This window comes from Achromobacter sp. JD417 (assembly GCF_041879325.1).
Lineage (GTDB): Bacteria > Pseudomonadota > Gammaproteobacteria > Burkholderiales > Burkholderiaceae_B > Achromobacter > Achromobacter mucicolens.
Genome location: NZ_CP087159.1, coordinates 4,914,358 through 4,936,771 on the forward strand (window position 1 = coordinate 4,914,358; position 22,414 = coordinate 4,936,771).

The 22,414-nt window shown below is 67.7% G+C and carries 22 protein-coding genes; 10 read left to right on the plus strand and 12 right to left on the minus strand.

Annotation, left to right across the window (positions count from 1 at the left end):
- Positions 1-71 precede the first annotated feature (71 nt).
- The 7 genes from LN047_RS22765 (at position 72) to LN047_RS22795 (ending at position 5,145) form a co-directional block, all read left to right on the plus strand.
- The gene (locus tag LN047_RS22765; RefSeq protein WP_373980249.1) at positions 72-785 is read left to right on the plus strand and encodes a 2OG-Fe(II) oxygenase; all 714 of its coding nucleotides are present in this window, start codon (positions 72-74) and stop codon (positions 783-785) included.
- 1 nt (position 786) lies between these two features.
- Entirely contained in the window at positions 787-1,446 is a 660-nt protein-coding gene (gene alkB / locus LN047_RS22770; RefSeq protein ID WP_062839703.1) for a DNA oxidative demethylase AlkB, read from the plus strand.
- 160 nt (positions 1,447-1,606) lie between these two features.
- Positions 1,607-2,608, plus strand: a complete 1,002-nt coding sequence (locus LN047_RS22775; protein ID WP_217618688.1) for a formylglycine-generating enzyme family protein — start codon at positions 1,607-1,609, stop codon at positions 2,606-2,608.
- Positions 2,609-2,668: 60 nt separating this feature from the next.
- Positions 2,669-3,061: a VOC family protein gene (locus LN047_RS22780; protein WP_056326283.1), complete on the plus strand. Its 393-nt coding sequence runs from the start codon at positions 2,669-2,671 to the stop codon at positions 3,059-3,061.
- Between the two features lie 16 nt (positions 3,062-3,077).
- A complete protein-coding gene (locus tag LN047_RS22785; protein WP_373980250.1) occupies positions 3,078-3,887 on the plus strand; it encodes an AraC family ligand binding domain-containing protein in 810 nt (269 codons plus the stop codon).
- A 100-nt stretch (positions 3,888-3,987) separates the two neighbouring features.
- A complete protein-coding gene (locus LN047_RS22790; protein WP_373980251.1) occupies positions 3,988-4,356 on the plus strand; it encodes a cupin domain-containing protein in 369 nt (122 codons plus the stop codon).
- A 42-nt stretch (positions 4,357-4,398) separates the two neighbouring features.
- Positions 4,399-5,145, plus strand: a complete 747-nt coding sequence (locus LN047_RS22795) for an SDR family oxidoreductase (RefSeq protein ID WP_373980252.1) — start codon at positions 4,399-4,401, stop codon at positions 5,143-5,145.
- A gap of 66 nt (positions 5,146-5,211) precedes the next feature.
- On the opposite strand, the gene LN047_RS22800 is transcribed toward LN047_RS22795, so the two are convergent.
- On the minus strand, positions 5,212-5,730 hold the full coding sequence (locus tag LN047_RS22800; protein WP_217618691.1) for an MgtC/SapB family protein: 519 nt from the start codon (positions 5,728-5,730) through the stop codon (positions 5,212-5,214).
- Between the two features lie 94 nt (positions 5,731-5,824).
- A complete protein-coding gene (locus tag LN047_RS22805) occupies positions 5,825-6,514 on the minus strand; it encodes an HAD family phosphatase (RefSeq protein WP_142053620.1) in 690 nt (229 codons plus the stop codon).
- A 153-nt stretch (positions 6,515-6,667) separates the two neighbouring features.
- Between LN047_RS22805 and LN047_RS22810 the strand changes: the two genes are divergently transcribed.
- The gene (locus tag LN047_RS22810; protein ID WP_373980253.1) at positions 6,668-7,324 is read left to right on the plus strand and encodes a 2OG-Fe(II) oxygenase; all 657 of its coding nucleotides are present in this window, start codon (positions 6,668-6,670) and stop codon (positions 7,322-7,324) included.
- Positions 7,325-7,360: 36 nt separating this feature from the next.
- Here the strand turns inward: LN047_RS22810 and LN047_RS22815 are convergent, their stop codons facing one another.
- The 3 genes from LN047_RS22815 to LN047_RS22825 all read right to left on the minus strand — a co-directional run bounded on the left by LN047_RS22815 (position 7,361) and on the right by LN047_RS22825 (position 11,408).
- Complete coding sequence (locus tag LN047_RS22815) at positions 7,361-9,823, minus strand: TonB-dependent siderophore receptor (RefSeq protein WP_373980254.1); 2,463 nt, start codon at positions 9,821-9,823, stop codon at positions 7,361-7,363.
- 95 nt (positions 9,824-9,918) lie between these two features.
- Complete coding sequence (locus LN047_RS22820; RefSeq protein ID WP_373980255.1) at positions 9,919-10,890, minus strand: FecR domain-containing protein; 972 nt, start codon at positions 10,888-10,890, stop codon at positions 9,919-9,921.
- Positions 10,887-11,408, minus strand: a complete 522-nt coding sequence (locus tag LN047_RS22825) for a sigma-70 family RNA polymerase sigma factor (protein ID WP_373980256.1) — start codon at positions 11,406-11,408, stop codon at positions 10,887-10,889. The genes LN047_RS22820 and LN047_RS22825 overlap by 4 nt, the downstream gene beginning before the upstream one ends.
- A 140-nt stretch (positions 11,409-11,548) precedes the next feature.
- Here LN047_RS22825 and LN047_RS22830 point away from each other — a divergent pair, with 140 nt between their 5' ends.
- The gene (locus LN047_RS22830; protein ID WP_373980257.1) at positions 11,549-13,195 is read left to right on the plus strand and encodes an ATP-binding protein; all 1,647 of its coding nucleotides are present in this window, start codon (positions 11,549-11,551) and stop codon (positions 13,193-13,195) included.
- Between the two features lie 11 nt (positions 13,196-13,206).
- Here the strand turns inward: LN047_RS22830 and LN047_RS22835 are convergent, their stop codons facing one another.
- From LN047_RS22835 to LN047_RS22855, 5 genes are all read right to left on the minus strand, one after another.
- Complete coding sequence (locus tag LN047_RS22835; RefSeq protein WP_373980258.1) at positions 13,207-13,551, minus strand: hypothetical protein; 345 nt, start codon at positions 13,549-13,551, stop codon at positions 13,207-13,209.
- A gap of 72 nt (positions 13,552-13,623) precedes the next feature.
- Positions 13,624-16,107: a TonB-dependent siderophore receptor gene (locus LN047_RS22840; RefSeq protein ID WP_373980259.1), complete on the minus strand. Its 2,484-nt coding sequence runs from the start codon at positions 16,105-16,107 to the stop codon at positions 13,624-13,626.
- Between the two features lie 144 nt (positions 16,108-16,251).
- Positions 16,252-17,253 (minus strand): FecR domain-containing protein, encoded by a 1,002-nt coding sequence (locus tag LN047_RS22845; protein WP_373980260.1) that lies wholly within the window; start codon positions 17,251-17,253, stop codon positions 16,252-16,254.
- A gap of 11 nt (positions 17,254-17,264) precedes the next feature.
- Positions 17,265-17,741: a sigma-70 family RNA polymerase sigma factor gene (locus LN047_RS22850; RefSeq protein WP_223572599.1), complete on the minus strand. Its 477-nt coding sequence runs from the start codon at positions 17,739-17,741 to the stop codon at positions 17,265-17,267.
- Between the two features lie 153 nt (positions 17,742-17,894).
- On the minus strand, positions 17,895-18,137 hold the full coding sequence (locus LN047_RS22855) for a hypothetical protein (RefSeq protein ID WP_056326242.1): 243 nt from the start codon (positions 18,135-18,137) through the stop codon (positions 17,895-17,897).
- 261 nt (positions 18,138-18,398) lie between these two features.
- On the opposite strand from LN047_RS22855, the gene LN047_RS22860 reads away from it, so the two are divergent.
- A complete protein-coding gene (locus LN047_RS22860) occupies positions 18,399-20,504 on the plus strand; it encodes a PTS sugar transporter subunit IIC/EAL domain-containing protein (protein WP_373980261.1) in 2,106 nt (701 codons plus the stop codon).
- Here LN047_RS22860 and LN047_RS22865 read toward each other — a convergent pair.
- Positions 20,497-21,399, minus strand: coding sequence for an SPFH domain-containing protein (locus tag LN047_RS22865; RefSeq protein ID WP_373980262.1), 903 nt, complete (start codon positions 21,397-21,399; stop codon positions 20,497-20,499). The genes LN047_RS22860 and LN047_RS22865 overlap by 8 nt on opposite strands.
- 244 nt (positions 21,400-21,643) lie before the next feature.
- A complete protein-coding gene (locus LN047_RS22870) occupies positions 21,644-22,279 on the minus strand; it encodes a DUF4375 domain-containing protein (RefSeq protein WP_180097979.1) in 636 nt (211 codons plus the stop codon).
- Between the last annotated feature and the right edge of the window lie 135 nt (positions 22,280-22,414).

Sequence of the window (22,414 nt, forward strand, 5' to 3'; positions counted from 1 at the left end):
CAACAAGCGGAGTGGCCGGCGCACGCGCAAGGCGTAGACTGGACGCAGCGATATTCCTTTTTTTGCCGATCATGACCCTGACGCCCGCCGACGCCTTGCTCGCGCAGCAAGACTGGACCCGCGCCGCCGCAGACCTAGACGCGCACGGTAATGCCATCCTGCCCGCCCTGCTGACGCCCGCGCAGTGCATTGTGCTGTCCAATGCATACGACCAGGACGATCGGTACCGCAGCCGCGTCGTGATGGCGCGCCACGGATTCGGACGCGGCGAATACAAGTATTTCCGCTACCCCTTGCCCGGCCCGATTGCCCGGCTGCGCGGCGCGCTGTATGCCCGGCTGGCGCCCATCGCCAACCGCTGGAACCGCCAGATGGGAATCAACGTGCGGTACCCGGCAGACCACGCCGGCTTTCTGGCGCGTTGCCACGCGGCCGGACAGCGCCGGCCTACGCCGCTGATCCTGCGGTACGGGCCGGGCGACTACAACTGCCTGCATCAGGACCTGTACGGCGAACACGTCTTTCCATTGCAGGTGGCGCTCTTGCTGTCGGCGCCCGGCGTGGACTTCACCGGCGGAGAATTCGTCATGACCGAGACCAGCAGCCGCGAGCAGCGCGCCGACGTGCTGCCCTTGCAGCAAGGCGATGCGCTGATCTTCACGGTGAACCAGCGCCCCGTCGCGGGCGTGCGCGGCTGGCGCAAGGCGGCCATGCGCCACGGCGTGAGCGAACTGCGCTCGGGCCGGCGCCACACACTGGGCATCATCTTTCACGACGCGGTGTGACATGACCTCGACCCTGGACCTATTCGGCGGCGACGATCCCGCCCAGCACGGCCGCGTGGCGCTCGGTGCGCAATCGGTGGTGCTGCGCGGGTTTGCGCTACCCGCCGTGGACGCGCTGCTGGCCGGCGTGGACGACGTGATCGCGCAGGCCCCGTTTCGCCACATGGAGACGCCCGGCGGCTACACGATGTCGGTGGCGCTGACCAATTGCGGCGAGCTGGGTTGGACGACGGATGCCCGCGGTTACCGCTATAGCCGCATCGACCCCGTGTCCGGCCAACCCTGGCCGGCGATGCCGCAGGCCTTCAGGCAGCTGGCCGAAGACGCGGCGCGGGAAGCCGGCTTTGCGGACTTCGCGCCGGATGCGTGCCTGGTCAACCGTTACGCGCCCGGCTCGCGCCTGTCGCTGCATCAGGACCGCAACGAACGCGATTACGGCGCGCCGATTGTCTCTGTGTCCCTCGGCATGCCGGCGATGTTTCTGTTTGGCGGCGACGACCGCGCGGACCGGGCCGCGCGGGTGCCGCTGTTTCACGGCGACGTCGTCGTGTGGGGCGGCGTGGACCGCCTGCGGTTTCACGGCGTGATGCCGCTGAAAGACCTGCCGCATCCGCGGCTGGGCAGCCAGCGCATCAACTTCACGATCCGCAAGGCGGGTTAGGCGCGCGGCGGCCATGACGTGGCCGCACGCCTTGGTGCGACTTGGCAGGATGCGCATGCTGGCCGTCCGATGCCTGCAACATGAGGGTTCACCATGTCTGGCGGCGGCTGCGCGGCGGCCCTACTATGGCGCACCCTCTGGCCCAACCCGTCGGACACCCATGCGTACCCGCACCGCCATCGCCCTCATTTGCACCCTGACCTGCGCGCCCGTTCTGGCGGCCACGCCGCCCGACATCATCGAGAACTCGCTGGGCATGACGTTCGTGCGCGTGCCGGCGGGCACGTTCCAGATGGGCAGCGACGAAGACCCCCGCACGCTGGCCGCCGCCTATCCGCAATATCCGCCGGAGCGTCACGCCCAGCTCTTTGACGAAGCGCCGGTGCACACCGTCCGCATCACGCGGCCGTTCTACCTGGAACGCACCGAAGTCACGGTGGGCCAGTTCCGCCGGTTCATCGAAGCGTCCGGCTACGTGCCGGAGTCTGAGGCCGACGGCACGGGCGGCTACGGCTACAACGCCGCCTACGACCCGGAAACGTCTGCCTCGGGCGACGCCTTCGAAGGCCGCGACCGCCGGTATTCGTGGCGCAATCCCGGTTTCGCGCAGGGCGACGATCACCCCGTCGTGAACATCAGCTGGAACGACGCCACCGCGCTGGCGCAGTGGCTGACGAAGACGGAGGGCCGCGTGTACCGCCTGCCCACCGAGGCCGAATGGGAATACGCCTGCCGCGCCGGCACGCGCACCCGCTACCAGAACGGCGACGACCCGGCCGCGATGCCGGACGTGGGCAACGGCTTCGATGCCGACGCCAGCCCGCTGTGGCCGAAATGGCAGGCCTTCGCCTCGCCACGCCACGACGGCAACACCTTCACCGCGCCCGTCGCCAGCTACGCGCCCAATGCATTCGGCCTGTACGACATGCACGGCAACGCCTGGGAATGGGTGGCGGACTGGTACGGCGAGGACTACTACGCCAAGTCCCCCACGGACGACCCGCAGGGCCCGGACACCGGCAACGTGCGCGTGCGGCGCGGCGGCTCCTGGCACACCTGGGCGCTGTACACGCGCGCGTCGTACCGCAACTGGAACACGCAGGAAACGCGCTATCCGCTGGTCGGCGTGCGCCTCGTGCGCGAAGCCCACGCCGCCGACTGAAGAAAAAGACTGCCTGGTGGGTTAGCATGGCCGCACGATCCATTTGAAGAGAATCCTGACATGCACACGCTGGGCCGTCTCGTCCTGCTTGTAAACGACTACGACACCGCCATCGCCTTCTACCGGGACAAGCTCGGTATGGAGGTGTCTGTCGACATGCCTGTCGGCCAGCAGCGCTATGTGCACCTGCGCCTGCACGATCAGCCTTCGGTGGGCGTGTGGCTGCTGCAAGCCCAGACGCAGGCGCAGCGCGATCGCGTGGGCGACCAGACCGGCGGCCAGCCGGTCGGCGTGTTCTACACGGACGACGTGCTGCGCGATCATGCCCACTTTGCGGCCAAGGGCGTGCGCTTTACCCGCGAGCCCGTGCACGAGGAAACCGCCGCCTACGCGCACTTCATCGACCTGTACGGCAACGAGTTCGTGCTGGTGCAGTTGAAGCAGCCGGCCTGAACACGGACCCGCGGCCATGCCCCGCCATGCGCGCTGCAACGACTGGATCCGGCGCGCCGCGCCGACCAGCCGCCTCGAGCGCATCGAAGCGTATTTCGGGGGGCATGGCTACGACATGCACCGCCACGACACCTACGCCATCGGCCGCACGCTCGCCGGGGTGCAAAGCTTTCACTATCGGCGCGCAATGCAGCACAGCCTGCCGGGCGGCACCATCGTGCTGCATCCGGACGAGGCCCACGACGGCCAGGCGGGCACGGACGCGGGCTTTCATTACCGCATGATCTACGTCGAGCCGGCGCTCATCCAGCAGATCCTGGGCGGGCGTGCCCTGCCGTTCATCCGTGACGGCATCAGCGCCGATCCGCGGCTATACGCCGCAAGCGGCGCGCTGCTGCAGGCCACGGGCCAGGCCATCGATCCGCTGCAGGAAGACGACGCACTGTATGAACTGGCGCACGCGTTGTGCGCCGCCGCGGGGCGCAGGACGGGCAGGTGCGCGCCTGACTACATTGCCGCCGAGCGCGCGCGGCATTACATCCTTGCGTCGCTGGACCAGCCGATCACCCTGGATGATCTGGCGCGCGCCGCGGACACGGACCGCTGGAGCCTGTCGCGCGATTTCCGCGCCCTGTTCGGCACCAGCCCGTACCGCTACGTGATGCTGCGTCGCCTGGACCTCGCGCGGCGGCTCATTGCCGCGGGCCATCCGCTGGCGCAGGCGGCCATCGACGCAGGATTCACCGACCAAAGCCATCTGACGCGCCGCCACGTGCAGGCCTACGGCATGGCGCCCGACCGCTGGCGGCGGATGCTGCACGCCTGAGGCGCGGCGCCGGCAGGAACCCGGCAAACCTGCTCGATCGTACAAGACGAGATGCCCGGCCCCGCCGTATCGTGGGGCTTTCCCATCCCGAGGCAACGCCATGTCCGCTCCCGCCCCCATCAATCTGGCCGCCAAGCTGGCCCTCATCCACGACCACTGGATGCCCAAGGTCATCGCCGAGATGAACGACTACCAGTTCAAGCTCGTCAAGCTGAAGGGCGATTTCGTCTGGCACGCGCACGCCGACACGGACGAGACGTTCATCGTCATCGCCGGCCGGCTGCGGATCGCGCTGCGGGACGGCGAGATCGACCTGGGCCCTGGCGAAATGACGGTGATACCCAAGGGCGTCGAGCACAAGCCCTGTGCGCTGGAGGAAACACAAGTCATGCTGATCGAGCCGCGCGGGGTGACCAACACGGGCGACGCGGGAGAGGAACGCCGCGCGCCCAACGACGTATGGATCTGAGCGTCCGGCTTTGCTAACGTGATGCCCCAACAGGAGGAAACCATGTCCAAAGTCATGCTGGTCACCGGCGGCAGCCGCGGCATCGGCGCCGCCATCGCCAAACTGGCCGCCCGCCGCGGCTACGCGGTCGGCGTCAACTACCACGCCAATGCCGATGCCGCGCAAGCCGTGGTGGACGAGATCGCGCGCGGCGGCGGCAAGGCGGTTGCCATCCAGGCCGACGTGGCCGACGAGGATCAGGTGGTGCGCATGTTCCGCACGCTGGACGAGCGCCTGGGCCGCATCGACGCGCTGGTCAACAACGCCGGCATCCTGGAAAAGCAGATGCGCGTCGAAGACATGGACGCCGCCCGGCTGCACCGGGTGCTGTCCACCAACGTGGTCGGGGCATTCCTGTGCGCGCGCGAAGCGGTGCGGCGGATGTCGCCGCGCCACGGCGGCCAGGGTGGCGCCATCGTCAACGTGTCCTCGGCCGCGGCCCGTCTGGGTTCGCCCAACGAATACGTGGACTACGCCGCGTCCAAGGGCGCGATGGACACGCTGACCATTGGCCTGTCCAAGGAGGTCGCGCCCGAAGGCATCCGTGTGAATGGCGTGCGCCCGGGCACGATCTACACCGAGATGCACGCCAGCGGCGGCGAACCGGGCCGCGTGGACCGGCTGAAAAGCGTCATTCCGTTGCGCCGCGGCGGCACGGTGGAAGAAGTGGCCGGGGCGGTGATGTGGCTGTTCTCGGACGAGGCGGGCTATACCAGCGGATCGTTCATCGAGGTGTCGGGCGGCAGCTAACGCGCGGCCCGGCAAGCTTGTGCCGGGCCGGCACCGGCATCCGGCCAGGCCTGCTATGCGGGACGGCTACTTGTCGTCCGTGGAAATCACGGACTTTGCCTGGCTTTCGGAAATGCGCGCTTCGACGCGCCGCAGCACGGCCAGCACGAAGAGCGCCATCAAGGTGCTGACGACAGCCGTGGCCTCGCGTCCCATGCCCGCGGCCACGCCGATGGCGGCCGTCATCCAGATGCTGGCCGATGTGGTGAGACCGTGGATTTCTCGCTCGGCGCCCAGCTTGATGATGGCGCCCGCCCCCAGAAAGCCGATGCCCGCGATCACGCCTTGCAGCACGCGGCTCAGGTCGCCGACGTCCATCCCGCCCTGCAACGGCACCAGCACAAAAATGGCCGCGCCCAGCGCGACCAGCATATGCGTGCGCAACCCGGCCGCCTTGCCGCTGCGTTCCCGTTCGTAACCCAGCAGGCCGCCCAACAGGACGGCCATGCTTAAGCGCAGCACGATGCGCGTTGCCTCTGCCACATCGGGAATATCGGCAAATTCAGTGCGCACGGCAGTCCAGATTTCCAGCCAGATTTGCGACATCGACGAGTCCTTGGATTCGAGGAGAAACCGAGCATAGCAGGCGGCGGGCAGACCGCCACGCCCGGACACGCGCGTGCGGCTCGGCCGTTGCGTGTCAGGCGGCGGCTTGCCAACCCGCCAGCAGCGCCGGCAGCGCGCGCATGTCGGTAAAGACGTGCGCCACGCCCACGCTGCGCAGCGCCTGTGCGCCGCTGTGGCCGGGTTCGCCCGGGCTGTAACCGAACACGGTGGCGCCGGCGGCCACGCCCGCCGTCGCGCCGGTAACGGTGTCTTCAACGATCGCGCAACGCTTCGGATCCACCCCCAGCGCCTGCGCAGCCGCCAGGTACACATCCGGGAAGGGTTTGCTGCGCGGCATTTCATGACCGCTGAAGACGCGGCCCTCGAAGCAGTCGGCAATCCCGACCTTGACCAGTTGCAGCTCGACCTTGCGCCGGTCCGCCCCCGAGGCCACGGCAATGCGTCCGCTCAGCGCGTCGTGCAGCGCGCGCACGGCATGCGGCGCGCCGGGAATCTCGACCAGGTCGCGGTCCAGCGCGTCGTTGCGGCGCTGGCGGAACTGGTCGAACCACGCTGGCGTGATCGTGGCGCCGGTACGCGCCTGGATCAGCGGCAGTTCGTCCTTGACCGCCTTGCCCGTGAATATCTCCATCGTCTCGGCGTGCGTGATGCCCCAGCCCAGCTCATTGAGCATTTCGGTCAGCACGCGGCTGGTGATGGGTTCGGAATCGACCAGCACGCCGTCGCAGTCGAACAGCACGGCGTCAAAGGGAAAATCAGTCATTGGGGGCAGCGAAGGGAGTGTCCATGAAGCGGGTAAGCATACTGCACGGCCACGGCCTCCCCGGGCGGGCGGGGCCGCCACGCAGCAAGCCACGGAGTGCCAGGGCTGGCGGGAGTGGCTAAGCTGTCGCTTCGACCTGCCCGCCAACCGACCATGACCACGCCCGATTCCCGGCCGCTCGGCCACTACGACTGGACTTGCGTTGCCCAGGACCTGAACGCGCAGGGCTGGACGATGCTGCCCGGGCTTTACGCGCCGGACGACGCGCGCGCGCTGGCTCAGGCTTTCCCGCAGTCCGGCCCGCTGCCCGACCCCTTGCCCGCGCCGCTTGCCCGCCTGCGCGCCGGCCTCTACGACCGCCTGCTTCCCATCGCGCGCGCGTGGGCGGCCGCGCTGGACTTGGACGCCTCGTATCCCGACACGCTGGCCGCCTACACGCAAATGAACCGCCAGGCGGGCCAATCGCGCAGGCTGTCGGCCCTCCAGCGCATCCCCACGGACGGCTACCAGCCGCTGCTGCAGCACGCCGACGGAACCTGCGTATTTCCGCTGCGGCTGATCGTCCTGCTGTCCGAACCCGGTGTTGACCACACGGGCGGCGAACTGGTCATGACCGAGCAGCGCCCTCGGATGCAGTCACGTCCCCTGGTGCTGCCGATGGGCTTGGGCGACGCGGCGGTGATCGCGACGTCGCACCGGCCCGTGCAGGGCGCGCAGGGCATCTACCGCGTGACCGCGCGCCAGGCCATCAGCCGCGTGCGCAGCGGCGAACACGTCAGTCTCAGTCTGATGCTGCACGACGCGCCGTAGCGGCAGTCACCCATTGCACAGGGTGTTCGCCGGCCCCTAGAAGTCCATCGACGCCGACAGCATCACGGTGCGCGGCACGCCTTGCGAGATCGTGCCGTACGACGCCACGCCGGACCAGTACGCGCGGTTGAATACGTTGACCACATTGGCGCGCAGCGTGACGTCCCGGCCCTGCACCTTCAGGGCATATCGCGCGCCCAGGTCGAACGTCGTCCACGACGGCACGGACTGCGTGTTGGCCTGGTTGATGTATTCGCGGCCGGTATAGACCATGCCGCCCGTCAAGGTCAGCCCGGTCACCCAAGGCGTGTCCCATTCGGCGCCCAGATTGACCGCGACGGTCGGCACGCCCACCGGCCGGTTGCCCTGCGTGGCCGCGCTGCTGGTGCGCGTCAGCTCGACATCCAGCAGCGTCACGCCGCCCAGGAGGCGCAGGCCGCGCAACGGCTCGCCGGACACATTCAGCTCCAGCCCGCGGTTGCGCTGCTCGCTGTCGGCGGCATATACCCCGTTCGTAAGCTGCCCGCTGGGCTTGGTGATCTCGAAGGCGCTCAGCGTCACCATCGCGCTGTCCAGCTCCACCTTGACGCCCACTTCCTTCTGCTTGGCCTTGTAGGGCTTGAAGACCTCACCCGAATTGATGGCGGTGGCGGGCGCCACGTCGCCCTTGCTCAGGCCTTCGATGTAGTTGGCGTAAAGCGACACGTTGTGCCAGGGCTTGATGACCAGACCCGCCAGCGGCGTGGTCGCGCTTTCGTCGTAGCTGACGGTGCGCACGCCCGTCGCGCCATTGAAGTTGCGCGACTCGATGCGCTGGTGGCGCAGGCCCAGCGTCAGCTGCGCGCGCTCGTCCAGGATGCTGAGCGTGTCGGCCAGCGCCAGCCCGGACAGATCGGACGAGGACACCTTGGGCACGTTGGCCGGCGCGGGAATATGCTGCTCGGGACGGGTGATCGGACGGTAGATGTTGGACGTGAGCGGCGTGCCGTTCACACCGGCCTGGCTGTTGCGGTCGCTGTACAGGCTGCCCATGAAGCTGACGGCGTGGCGCACCGGCCCCGTGTCCAGTTTGGCGCGCAACCCGGCGTTGTAGGTGCTGCGGTCGACCTGGAAGCGGAAGTTGTTGGGCGTCACCACCGTGTCGCCGGCCTCGTTGACGATGGTGGGCGTCTGGTCCGACAGGCGCGAGACCGCGGTGTCCGAACCGCCCGCGTCCGCAAAGACGGTCAGCCGGTCGCTGATGTCGTATTCCACGCGCAAGAGCGCCGACTGGCCGTCGGACTTCCACCAGCCCCACGGCTGCGTGGCGTTGCGGCGGCCGTCCGCCGCGCGGGGCACGGCAATGCCGGGCGCGACCAGGAACGGCCGCGTCGGGGCGTCGATCTTCTCGTGCTGCGTCAGCAGGTCCAGCGAGGCGCGCAGCCGTTCGCCCTGGTAATCCAGCGACAGCGCGCCGATCGTCGTGCGCGAGGACATGTTGTCCAGCGGCGTATCGCCCTGCCGTTGCATGCCATTGACCCGCACGCCCCACTCGCCTGCGTCGCCAAACCGGCGGCTCAGGTCGACCCGGGCGCCGAACTGCGAGTCGCCGACGTAATCGGCCGACACGCGGGTCAGGTCCTCGGGCAGCGCGCGTTTGGGCACCATGTTGATCACGCCGCCCACACCGCTGTTGGGCGACATGCCGTACAGCAGCGCCGCCGGTCCCTTCAGCACTTCCACCCGTTCGATGTAGTCGGTGAAGACGTGGTAGTTGGGCGCCACGCCATAGACGCCGTCGAAGGCGATTTCGCCGAGGTTGCCTTCGCCGATTGGAAAGCCGCGGATGTAGAACGAGTCGGTCACGCCGCCGATCTGGCCGGTAAAGCGCACCGACGGTTCGACGGTCAGCGCATCGGCCAGCGTCACGGCCTGGCGGTTCGCCAGCAATTCCGACGTATAGCTGGTGACATTGAACGGCGTATCCATCACGTCGCGATTGCCCAGAAGGCCCAGACGCGCCCCGCGCGCCACCTGGCCGCCGGCAAATTCGGCGGGCAGCGCGGACGGGCTCACGCCTGCCCCGGCGACGGTCACCGCGGGCAGCACGGTGGTCTCGCCAGCGGCCACCGGCAGCTTGCGCAACGAGTACGCGCCGCCGCCTTGTTCCGACAGGGCATAGCCCGACCCCGACAGCAGGCGGGCGAACCCTTCGCGCACGGTGTACGCGCCCTGCAAGCCCTCGCTATGCTGGCCCGCCACCAGGGCGGGATCGAACGACAGCGGCACCCCCGCGGTGGCGGCAAACTGCGCCAGCACGTCACCCAGCGGTCCGGCCGCGATGGCGTAGGACTTGCGCGCGGCGGCAGCGGCGGGCTCGGCCGCGTGTGCCGGCGCCAGCGTTCCCGTGGCCGCAATCAGCGCCAGCCCAAGGCCGGCGGCCCGGACCAGCGACGCCGCGGGCGATAGAACGGCAAGGCCGCGCGGCAGGCGGGGCGGACGGGAGAGTCGGGAAACCATCAAGCGATCCTTCGTGGGTATGGGGTGGCGCGCATGTCGCGGCGGTTCACCCGGTACACCGGACGAAGCGGACAAAAGTGTCAGCCGATCGGCGATTAATGTGTAACGGCGGCGCGCGGCGCGACCGTGATCCACCACGGCGTCACTCGGCTCACCCGCACCGGCAGCGTCTTTTCCAGCAGGCGCAGGCTGGCGTCGATGTCGTTCAACGGGAACGCCCCCGACACCCGCAGGCCGGCCACCGCGGGATCGCAGCGCAGCACGCCGTGGCGGTAGCGGCCCAGCTCGGCCACCAGATCGGCCAGCCGCCAGTTGCGCGCGGCCAGCATGCCGTCCGCCCACGATGCCGCCAGCGGATCGGCGGAGACGGGCGCGGCGGCCCCCTCGGCGGAAAAGACGGTCTGTTCGCCCGCGGCCAGCACCAACGGATTTGTGCCTTCCCGGGCAGGCCGGACCTCGACCGCGCCCTCAAACACCGCCACGCGGACGCGGGCGCCCTCGTCGCGCACCATGAAGCGCGTTCCCAGCGCACGCAGCACACCCTGGGTCGTCTGCACAAGGAAGGGGCGCCGCACGGGCGCGGGATCCTGCCCCGTGGTCAGCAGGATTTCTCCCGCGCGCAGCCACAGCACGCGTTGGGCAGGGGTGTAGTCGACGTCCACGGCGCTGGCCGTGTTCAGCACCAGTTGCGTGCCGTCGGCCAACGCGATGCGGCGCTGCTCGCCCGTGGCCGTGCGCAAGTCCGCGCGCCACTCGCGCCAGGGCAGTTCGCGCGCAGCCATCCAGGCCGCCGGTCCCAGCACCAGCAACCCGGCCAGCGCCCGCACGGCCTGCCGGCGCCCGGCGCGGTGCGCCTGGCGCAACGTCTGCCCGCCGATGTGCGGCGGGACCTGGCCGAAACTGCGCAACATCGTCTCGGCGCGTTGCCACGCGGCTTCGTGATCGGCGCTGCGGGCCCGCCAACGGTCCAGCGCCGCGCTATCCGCCGCCGACAGCGTTTCGGACTGCACGCGCACCAGCCAGCCGGCCGCCTCTTTAAGGATGGCGGGGTCGATGACCGCGTTCATGCCGCATCCGCCTGGTAGGCGATCAGGCAGGCGGCAAAAGCAGCCTGCATATGGCGTTTTACGGTCGAGAGCGACATGCGAAGCTGCCGGGCGATCTCGTCATAGCGCATGCCGTCGAACTGCGACAGCAGGAAGACCTCGCGCGTGCGGGACGGCAGCGAATGCAAAGCGGCGTCGATGGCGTGCAACGTTTCCAGGATCAGTGCGCGCGCCTCCGGCGAGGGGGCTTCGGCGGGCGGCACTTGCGCGACCGCGGCCAGATAGGCGTCTTCCACCGACCGGCGGCGCCAGTGGTCCGCCACGAGGCCCTTGGCGATGTGGGCCAGCAGCGCGCGCGGCTCGGCGCCGCAGTCTTCCCGGCGCCGGCCGGCCATCAGCCGCACGAAAGTGTCGTGCGCCAGGTCGGCGGCATCGAAGGAACTGCCCAGCTTCTTGCGCAGCCATGCCGAGAGCCAGCCGTGGTGTTCGCGATAGAGCTTCGTGACGTTGTCGGCGGATGGAATTAGCGGCGCAGGCAAGGCGCACCTCGGCTTTCATGCAAATAGGAATTGTTTTTATTCTATACGAGCCGTCCGCCCCCGCGCGTGCTTTGGTGTGGTGCGATAGAATCGGACACCTTCCCGCCACAGCCACGAGTGCCATGCCGAACGACCCGTCCATGCCTCAGTTCCTTGCCAGCGGCGGGCAAATGGGCGCCCGGGTCGCCAGCCATGACTGGTCGGCCACCCCGCTCGGCCCCCTCTCCAACTGGTCCCCCTCCCTGCGCATCGCCGTCAGCATGGTGCTGTCGTCCCGGTTTCCGGCCTGTCTGGTGTGGGGCCCGGACCTGATCTCCATCTACAACGACGCCTTCGTGCCCATCCTGGGCGCCAAGCCCGACCCATTGGGCCGCCCGTTCAGCGATATCTGGCGCGAAGCCTGGTCCCAGATCGGCCCCATCGCCGAACGCGCCTTTGCCGGCGAGGCCACCTTCATCGAGGACTATCCCGTCGAGCTCGCTCGGTACGGCCGCCTGGAGCTGGCGCACTTCACGTTCTGCTATAGCCCGGTGCGCGACGAACATGGCAAGGTCGTCGGCATGATCGACACCGTCATCGAGACCACCGCGCGGGTCGAAGCCGAAAAGGCCCAGGCCGATGCGCTGCGCCTGACGGAAGAGGCCCTGCGGCAAAGCCAGAAAATGGAAGCCATCGGCCAGATGACCGGCGGCGTCGCGCACGACTTCAACAACCTGCTGACGGGGATTTCAGGCAGCCTGGAACTGCTTTCGCAACGTCTTGCGCGCGGCCACACCGAAGACCTCGACCGCCACATCGCCGTGGCAAAAAGCGGCGCCGAAAAGGCGGCCGTCCTGACGCGGCGCCTGCTGACCTTCTCGCGCACCCACCCGCTCGAGCGCACGGTGGTGGACATCAATGGCGTCATCGCCGGCATGGAAGCGTTGATCGCGCGCAGCGCCGGATCCGCCGTCACGCTGGAAATGGACTGCGCGCCCCGGTTGTGGCCCGTATGGGTCGACTCGCACCAGCTCGAGAACGCCCTTCTGAACCTGTGCCTGAACGCGCGCGACGCCCTCGACGCGTGCGGCGTCTTGCGCATCGAAACGCGCAACGTCACGCTGGACGCACAAGCCGCAAGCGACCGTGGCCTGCAGGCCGGCGACCACGTGCTGCTGCGCGTTTCCGACACAGGCTGCGGCATGACGGCCGAAACCGTGCAACGCATGTTCGAGCCCTTCTACACCACCAAGCCGGCCGACCGCGGCACGGGTCTGGGCCTGTCGCTGGTGCACGATTTCGTCCGGCAATCGGGCGGGCATGTGCAGGTGCGCTCCCAACCGGGCCAAGGCACCGACATCGACCTGTTTTTCCCGCGCCACGGCGGCGCCGAGATCGACATGGCATCGGCCGTCGCGGCGGCGGGCCAGCCGCCCCGCGTCCTGCAAGGGGGCACTGTCCTGTTGGCCGAGGACGACCCCGCGGTACGCGAGGTCACGGCCGAAGTGCTCAGGGAAATGGGCTACGACGTGATCGAGGCCACCGATGGCGCCAGCGCCCTGCGGCAACTGACCGCCCTGCCGCGGATCGATCTGCTGGTCTGCGACCTGGCGCTGCCGGGCGGCGTGAACGGCCGGCGCGTGGCGGAAACCGGCCGCACGATGCGGCCCGGGATGAAGGTGCTGTTCATCACCGGCTACGGCGAAAGCGCCGAAGGCGCCAATGTTCCGGCCAGCGACGCGCCGGTGCTGCTCAAACCCTTCATGCTCGATGACCTGTCGAGCCAGGTGCATGCGTTGATGCGCTGATGGGGCAGTGCTCAGGGGTGCCGGCCCCGCGTCGTGCGGATCCAGAACAGGCCGGCCGCCGACAACAGCATGGCGCACAGCAGATACGCAAAGCAGATCAGCAGGCCGAAGAAATAGTAGCGGTCGTAGACGCTGGCCGCCCACCATGCCGTGCCGCCATACACTGCCATCACGATGAACGGCAGCCACAGCACCACGATGCCTGCGCGGCGCCAGCCCGGCGTGTTCAGACGGGGAAACCTGCCGGCCTTTGCGCGCAGCACCAGGGCCAGTGCCGACAGCGCCGGCAACAGGAAGGCCAGCACCGCCAACACCAGCAGGCCCGCATCCAGGAACGTCGCAACCAACTCGCGCAAAATCAGCTCCTTGCACAGCGCGCATCGGTGGCGCCGTCCAGGACGGTTATACACGAGCCGCCGAGAGCATCCTTACAGCCTGGGCGCGTAGCGAACCGTCAGCATCACATTGCGCGGCTCGCCATAGTAGTTGTTGCCGGACAGCGTGTTGTAGGACGGCACGTAGTACTTCTTGTCGAACACGTTGTTCACGTTCAGTCCGAAGCTCAGTTCCGGCGTGGCCTGGTAACCCACGCGCGCATTCCAGATCGTGAATCCCGCCAGCTTGAACTCACGGTCCGAACTGATCGTGGCGGTCTGCGTATTCACGCCGGCGCCCACGCTCAGGCGGTTCAACGAGCCCGGCAGCCTGTAATTGGCCCACAGTCGCAGCATGTGCTTGGGCGTCCAGGTGCTGAAGACCTTGCCCTGGTTGTCCGGATCTTCCAGGAACTTCGTGGTGTTGTAGGCATAGCCCGCATACAGTTCCAGTCCCTTGACCACCTCGCCGGAAATCTCGGCTTCCACGCCCTGGCTGCGGACCTTGCCGGCCGCGCGCGAGCAGTACCAGCCATTGCAGGCAAATCCGGCGTCGTAATCGTTGACGGCGCGGTTCTTGTGGTCGTAGCGGAACAGCGCAAGCAGGGCGTTGACCCGGCCGTCCGCCAGTTCGCCCTTGACGCCGACCTCGTAGTTGTTGCCCTCGATCGGCTTGAGCAGGCTGCCCGATACGGTGCGCTGGGTCTGGGGCTCGAACACCGTGGTGTAGCTGCCGTAGACCGACCAGTTGTCGGTCAGCGAATACACGATCCCGGCGTAGGGAATGAAACGGCCAGACGTGGTGGATGTCGTCGTGTCGCCGTCCCCGCTGTAGCTGTAATCGAACCAGCCGACGCGACCGCCGCCGATCAGCGCCAGGGATTGGATGGGCTTGACGTGCCACGTGCCATAGATGCCCTTCTGCCGGATGTCGTAGGCGCTGCGCGAATCGTAGCCGCTGGCCTGGGCGATGGAGTCCATGTCCTGCCACGGACGGTGGTGGTCAAGATCGAAGATGTTGCCGCCGCTCTCCCAGGCACGGGTGAACCGGTCATTCGTCGTGAGCTTGGAATAGTTGGCGCCAACCACCACTTCCTGCGCCATGCCCCAAGCGTCGAAGTCGCCCGCCACCGACATGTCCATCCCGCGCTGGCGGCTTTTGAAATCCACGCCGAAGTTGCCGTAGTTCAGACCGCTGCCGTCACGCTGCACGGCCCCGGCAACGCGCTGGTGCACGGTCGTGTTGTCTTCGTCCATCGCCACGCCGGCAAGCCTGAAACGCCACGACGAATTCAAGCGATGCGTGACGTCGGCATTGAAGATGGTCTGGTCGTTGGTGGCGCGGTTCCAGGTCGAGCCGCTGAACGTCGAGCGCGGCAGGTCGATGCTGCCACCGTCTTCGAACCGCGGATAGCCGACGAACATCGGCCGCGACCGGCTGTACCGGTTGCTCACCCCAAGGCCTACCGTCGTGGCTTCGGTAACGTCGAAATCCAGCGCGGCGTACAGGTTGCGCGTCTTGTCCCACACGTAGTCGATGTACGAATGGCTGCGATCCTCGTCCAGCACGACCTGCCCGCGCAGCGTGCCCGATTCATTGAGCGGACCGCCCGCATCCAGCGTCAGGCCATAGTGATCCCACGACCCAACCTTGCCCGTCACGACCACCGACGGCTCCGCGCCACCCCGCTTGCGCACCAGGTTGATCGCCCCGCCCGGGCTGCCCGCGCCTTGCAACAGGCCGGCTGCGCCGCGCAGGATTTCCACGCGGTCATAAAACACCAGCGAGTCCTGCTCCCAGTTGCCCAGGCTGTAGCTGTTGCGCAGCAGGGACACGCCATCGTATTGCAAGAGGTCAACGGGAAAGCCGCGGGAATTGATCGCGACGCCGGCGCCCACGCCCTGCACGCCCACCATGCCCGCCGTGTTGTTGACGGCGTCGGGCAGGCTGGTCATGTCCTGGTCGTCCATCCGCTGGCGCGTCAGCACGGTGATGGATTGCGGAATGTCCTTCAGCGCCTGCGCCGTCTTGCCGATGGTGACCGCAGGCGACGTATACGAACCCGTCCCGTCCGTCGTGGTGTTGTAGGTGCCCGTCACCATCACGGGCGCCAGTGTCGCGGTCGTCTCGGCGGGCGCCTGCCGCAGCCGGTATCCGCGCTCGGCTCGGGCCACCGCCTGCAGTCCCGTGCCCGCCAGCAGGCGCTCCAACGCGGCCTGCACGCCGTACGTGCCCGTCAGTCCCCGCGTCATGGCGCCGGCCGTCAGGCCGGGATCGGACGCCACCATCACGCCCGCCTGCACGCCAAACGTGCCGAGCGCCGCGCCCAGCGGACCGGCGGGAATGCTGAACGCCACGGTGCGCGGCGCCGGGGCCTGGGTCTGCGCCTGGGTCTGGGCGTGCACCGGCGCCGGCGCCAACACGGCCGCCGCAACCCAGGGCGCGAGACGGCGCAATGCGATGCTCAGCGCCGTGCGCCGCAGGGATGGACGGACAAGGGCCGCGGCGCTCGCGGCGCGGACAGGACGAGGTGACATGAAAGGGTTCCCAGGCTCATGAAGGATCGGCGCAGCCTCAAGACACGGGCTGCTTTTCCTACATGAAGCGCGAGGTCGGGATATCCGCCGTTGCTGTTACAAAAAAGCCCGCTGCCACCGGGAATCGGCCTGCAACGAGGCGGCTCACGTCCGGCTCACCGTCACCCAGTAGCGGGTGTAGCGGCGCACCCGCACCGGAAGAATTTCCTCAAGCATGGCCAGCACCTTGTCGGTATCAGCCAGCGGGAACGCGCCCACCACACGCAGCCCGGCCGCCTCGCCGGTGCAATGCAGCAGGCCCGGCCGGTAGCGTCCGAGTTCATTCAGGAATTCCGACAAGGGCATTTCATTTGCGATCAGCATGCCGTCAAGCCAGGCGGACACGCCCGGTTCCAGCGTCCGCGCCGCAAAGCCGCCGTCCACGGTGAATTCCGCCTGCTCGCCGGCCCGCACGCGCCGCGGCGCCGCGTCCGGCGCCAAGCCGCGAACGTCCACCGCGCCTTGCAGCACCGCCACCCGCATTCGGCCCATTTCCAGATCGCGCACCACAAAGCGTGTGCCCACCGGCGTCAGCACGCCGCCACGTGTGCGCACGCTGAACGGCCGGCCATTCGCGTCCGGCGCAGTTTCGATCAGGATCTCGCCTTGCAGCAGCACCAGTTCGCGTTGGCTGGCGGTATAGCGCAGGTCGACCGCAGTACCTGCGTTCAACTGCACCTGCGTGCCGTCGGGCAGCGTCACCGACCGGCGTTCACCGGTGCCGGTGCGCAGGTCCGCGGACAACTGGCGGATCGTTTCACGCTCGCTGATGGCCCAGGCGCCCAGGCCCATGCCAACGGCTGCCACCATCAGGCGAATCGCCGTGCGCCGCGATTGGATCAGCGGCGCCTGCGCCAGGGTACGCGACGCCACCGACGGCCCGGCCTGCGCCACGCCCGCCGCCACGTCGCGCGTCAATGCGCCAAGCCGCTGCCAAGCCAGCTCGTGGGCGGGCGCCGCCCGCCGCCATTGCTCGAAGCGATCCCGATCAGCGGCGCTGGCGTCTTCGCGCAGACGCGCCCACCAGTCCGCCGCTTGCCGGATCACCTTGGGGTCGATAGCGCCCGCCTCGGGTGCGTGCGGCCGCAGCAGCTTGGCGTTGTCCATGGAACCGGGATTCAGCCGTACACGGCCGTGTAGCAGTGCACCAGCGCGCGCGCCAGCGACTTCTGCACGGCGTTGGGCGTCAGGCCCAAGGCCTTGCCGATCTCGGCATAGGAAAGACCGTCGATCTGCGCCATCAGGAAGATCCGGCGGCTGGTCATGGGCAAGGTGTCCAGCAGTTCGCAAACCTCGGCAAGCGCCTCCAGAATCAGGGCGCGGGCCTCGACCGAAGGCTCGACCGCCACGGGCTGCAGCGCCAGCGTCTCGGCATAGGCGGCCTCCAGCGCGGCGCGGCGTGCCCGGCCGATCAGCAGACGCGTGGCGATGGTGCGCAGATAGGCGCGCGGCTCATTGAGCGGTTCGCGGACATTGGCGCGGATCAGTCGTTCGAACGTGTCGTGAGCCAGGTCGGCCGCGTCCGACGCATTGCCCAGCTTGCGTTGCAACACGCCACGCAGCCACTGGTGATGGGCTTGGTAAACGGACTGCACCTCTGCATGAGAGGCAAACGAGGAGGATGGCATGACGGTGCGGCCCGGCGTCACCGCCTGAGAGCAAAGACAAGATGAAAATGATTCGCAATTATAAATGCGGTTTTCGTCTTTGCAAGGCGTGGCCCGCCGGCAGCCGTCAGGCCGCGCAGCCTAGTAATCCATCGGCACGTGGCTCTGCGCGGCGCGGATCTCCTGCAGATGCCGTTCGGCCTCCTGGCGCTCGACGGCGGGGGGCAAGGCGCGCCAGCTCACCAGGTTGCCCGGTGTCTTCACGGGCATCCACCCCAATACGCTGTACAGCGAAATCGCGGTGCCGCCCGTGTCCAGCCGCGTCTCGTAATAACCCTGACGATCCGGCACGGTATCGCCGGGCGTCCAATCCAACTGAGACATCCAGGTCTCCTCCTGGTGAAACGTGTGCGCTAGGCGCCGCCGTCTACGAAAGAGCGGCGTTCCTCCGATCGTATAGCGTCCGGCCAGACTTGTCCCCGGTCAAAAAGCCGGGACAACGCATTATTGACAGAGGGGAATCCCTAGGCCGACCGCATTTTTTTGGATTGCTAAAGCCCGAATTCAGGCGCTAGCATGCGGCAACGGATTTTTACCCGCCGGACGGACACGGGCCGCCCGCTCCCCCTGCGCCCTACGACGGCAATGCCGAAATCGATCTTCCCGCAGTACCCGAGGGATCGGCTGGCCGCTTTGGCAAGCGCCAATTCCCTGCGCGCCATCCGCGAAGGCCTGCTTTGGGTCATGCCCTGCCTGCTGGTGTCCGCGATGTTCCTGGTGCTGTCCGTCTGCGCCCGGCTGCTGGGCCTGCCGGGCGGCATTGCCGATGCCCTGGCCGACCTGCACGGCGCGCTGTCCACCGTCATGCCGCTCCTGGCCGGCACGGCCATCGGCTACATGCTGTCGATCCGCCACCGGCTGCCGCACCTGCCCACCGCGTTGCTGTGCCTGTGCCTCGTTGTCATCGCCGAACGCCTGCTGGCGCCCTACCCCCGCGCGGCGTCCACGCTCACCCTGTTCATCGCGATCGTGATCCCGATCGCGGCCGTGCCGCTGATGGCCTGGCTGCACCGGCGCCGCTGGACGCAGCTTGCGCCGGACGGACTTATCGGCGAGAACGTGCGCGACTCGCTGAACATGATCGTCCCCGGCCTGCTGACCGCCGGCCTGGTGATGGCGGCGTTGTCCGCCGCGCTCTCGATCCCGGCGGTGGCGCAGGTCGACATCCCGCTCAGCATGGCGTCTCTGGACAGTCCCTACCGCGCGGGCGCGATCGTGGCCGCGTTGAATTCGATGTTCTGGTTTTTCGGCATCCACGGCGCGCACGCCATGGCGCCGATCATGGACGTGCTGGACCAGGCCACGCGGCTCAACGCCACAAGCGTCGCCGCCGGCTACGAAGGCGTCTATGCGCTGAACGGCACGCTGCTGGGCGCCTTCGTCTTCATTGGCGGCTCGGGTGCGACGTTCTCGCTGGTCGTGGCGATCCTGCTGTTCTCGCGCAGCGATTCGCTGCGAGTGCTGGCGCTGGCAAGCATTCCCGTGTCGCTCCTGAACATCAACGAAATCCTGCTGTTTGGCCTGCCGCTCATCCTGAACCCGCGGCTTCTGCTGCCTTTCGTGCTCACGCCGGTCATCAACGTGCTGATGGCGCTGGCAGCGGTGCAACTGGGTTGGCTTGCGCCCGCCACCGTGGCGCTGCCGTTGACGTCGCCCGTGCTGTTCAACGCCTATCTGGGCGCGGGCGAACAGGTGGCGGGGATCGCGTTGCAATGTGCGCTTGTGGCGTTGGGCGCGTGCATCTATGCGCCCTTTCTGATCGCGCTGGAGCGCCAGCGCAAGGCCGATTCCACGGTGTATTTCAAGTCGCTGGACGCGACCTTTCCGCAACTGCAGGAAGAATCGCTGCTGTACGCGCACGACCCCGTCGCGTCCACCCACGCCACGCGCGCGCGGCGCCGCGCCGAGGTCGCACGCATCCGCGCCATCAGCGAATACGACTTCTACCTGGAATACCAGCCGCAGGTTTCGCTGCGCACGGGCCTGTGCACCGGCTGCGAGGCGCTGCTGCGCGCCACCGGCCCCGAAGGCACGCAACAGGCGCCGCTGGAATTCCTGCGATGGCTGGCGCAGGCCGGCCTGATGGGCGAAGTGGATCTCTGGGTAGCGCGGCAAGCGGTGCGGCAATGCCTGGCTTGGCGCGCGCAGGGCTTCTCGCTGCCCATGACGATCAACGTCACGGGCGCCACGCTGACCTCGCCGGCTTACCTGGACCGGTTGATCAAGGTGCTGGACCAGACGCGGGGCCAGGTCTCGGTGGAGCTGACGGAAGATGCGCTGGTCGAGGACGCGCAGGCGCTGCACACCGCCTTCGACCGCCTCCACGGCATCGGCGCCCGAGTCTACATCGACGACTTCGGCACGGGCTATTCCGCGTTGAGCTACCTGCACCAGTTCCAGATCGATGCGGTCAAGATCGACCGCAGCTTCGTGATGGCGCAAAGCCATGACCGGGGCGCGCTGGTGATGAGCGGCCTCTTGCGGTTCTGCGAGGCATTGAACCTGCAGATCATCGTCGAGGGTGTGGAAACCGATGGTCAGTTGTCCGCGCTGGCGTCCAGCGCGGAGATCATCGTGCAGGGCTGGTACTACAGCAAGGCGGTGTCCGGCGAGCTTGTCGCGGACTTCGCGCGCCGGCGGCAGGAAGGGCCTGCCCTGCCGGCGAACCTGCCCGAAGCAAAGGCTATTTGATGCCGATGAACGGCAGCGCCGCGCCCGGCACCTGGGTGGACGGCAGCACGCCATCCCATTTTTCCACGGCGTTCAGGCTGACGAGGTTGGTGTTGGCGGCCAGCGCCTCGGCCTTGGCGCGGATCGAGGCCGCCTCGGCTTCGCCGCGCATGCGGATGCCGTCGGCTTCCGCGGTGAACTGCTGACGGCGCGCGTCGGCTTCGGCCTTGGCCTTGACCACCTGGATCTCGGCGGTGATCATCGCCGTTTCCTTTTGCTGGCGCGTGGTTTCGATCTGCACCTGGGCCAGCATGCGCTGTTCGATCGAATGCTCGTAGGCCTGCGAGAAACCCACTTCCTCGATCTGAACGCCCACCACCTGGACCGGCGCGCCTTCCATCGTCTTGAGGACGGCGCTGTTCACATCCAGGCCGAGCTTCTGGCGTTCCTGGATGGCGCGCACGGCCGTGTACTGGCCGAATACGTTCTTCACCGCGTCCGGCGTCTTGCGCTCGAGCACGCGCATCTGCAGATTGGCGATGGTGCCGTATTCGGAATAGAGCTCTGCGACGTGCTCGGACGGCACGCGGTAGGTCACCGACACGCGCAGCGTGGCCGGCTGCTGGTCATAGCTATAGGCCTCGAGCTTTTCGAACACGAAAGTGTGGTCGCGCACGGACACCGTCATCACGTTGTCGATGAACGGCGTCTTGAAATCCAGGCCGGGTTCGGCCACGCGCACCAGCTTGCCGTTGCGCAGCACCACGCCGCGCTCGCCCTGATCCACCTGGAACCACGAGCCGAACGCGATGAACAGGATCAGCAGAAAGATGAGCGCGGTGCCAATGGCGAATGTCAGTTTGCGCGGCTTGACCGCGCCGATCGTCTTGACCATCTGGATATCTGTCGGCTTCATCTTCACTTCCAATCCCTGTCTGTTCTTTTGCGTTTACGGTCCGAGAGCACCGCTGCGATGCCGCGCGCGAGCAGATAGGCGATGACCGCCGCCCCCACCAAGATCAGGAAATACCGCATCGAGCGTCCCCCCCGGGAAAGAAGGACGGGATTCTAGCCCGCAGCGAGCGCACTGCCGCAAGCGGGTGTCAACGTAATGTGGCGATACGTTTCTGAACGTTTCACACGCGGTGTTTTCGGCGGTTTTACGCCCCGTACCAGCGCAACCCCAACCGGGACAGCGGATCGGGATAGTCCCAGAACGCGTGGTCCAGCGTCTCCAGCTCTTCCTGCTCCGCCTCGGTCATCGCGCCGTAGATATCGTTGAGCTGCACCACCTCGGGCGAGGCCTCGAAGCGGTCGATCAGCGCACGCATGCGCGAGAGCACGTCCAGCATGTGCACGGCCCCGATCTTGCGCAGCGCCTGCAAGGCAAGCTGGCAGGTCTCGTCGCCCCAGTTGCACAGAAACTGCATGAAGCCGCCATTGTTGATGTCGGCCTCCATCCGCCACAGCGCAACCAGCTCCTGGTCGGTGGGCGACAAGCGGTCGAGCTTCCATCCGGCCGCCTGCAACGCCGCCATGGCCTGCTCGTATCGCAAGTCCCACAGCAGATCGTGCACGTTGAGCATGCCCTGCGGCACCGGCGCGGCCAGCGCGGGCCACACGACGCCGTGCCCGTCATCCACCAGTTGCCACGCCTGGCGTGCCTCGGGCGTGGCTTCATGCAGGCGGATATGCCGCCGTATCGGCTCCCTGACCTCGCGGCCGTCGGCAAGCGTCAACAGCACGTGCGTATCGGTCAACGTCAGGGCAGTGATGCGGTAATCGGGAGTCGGCATTGCAAGGGTCCGGCATGACAGGAAAGCGCAAGACCCTACCGGATCGGCGCGGCGCTGTCGAGGCGCGCCCGTTGCCGGGGCGCATCGCGCCGCATCCTGTTACGGCTCCCTGTTCACCCATCTGCTACGTTAAAC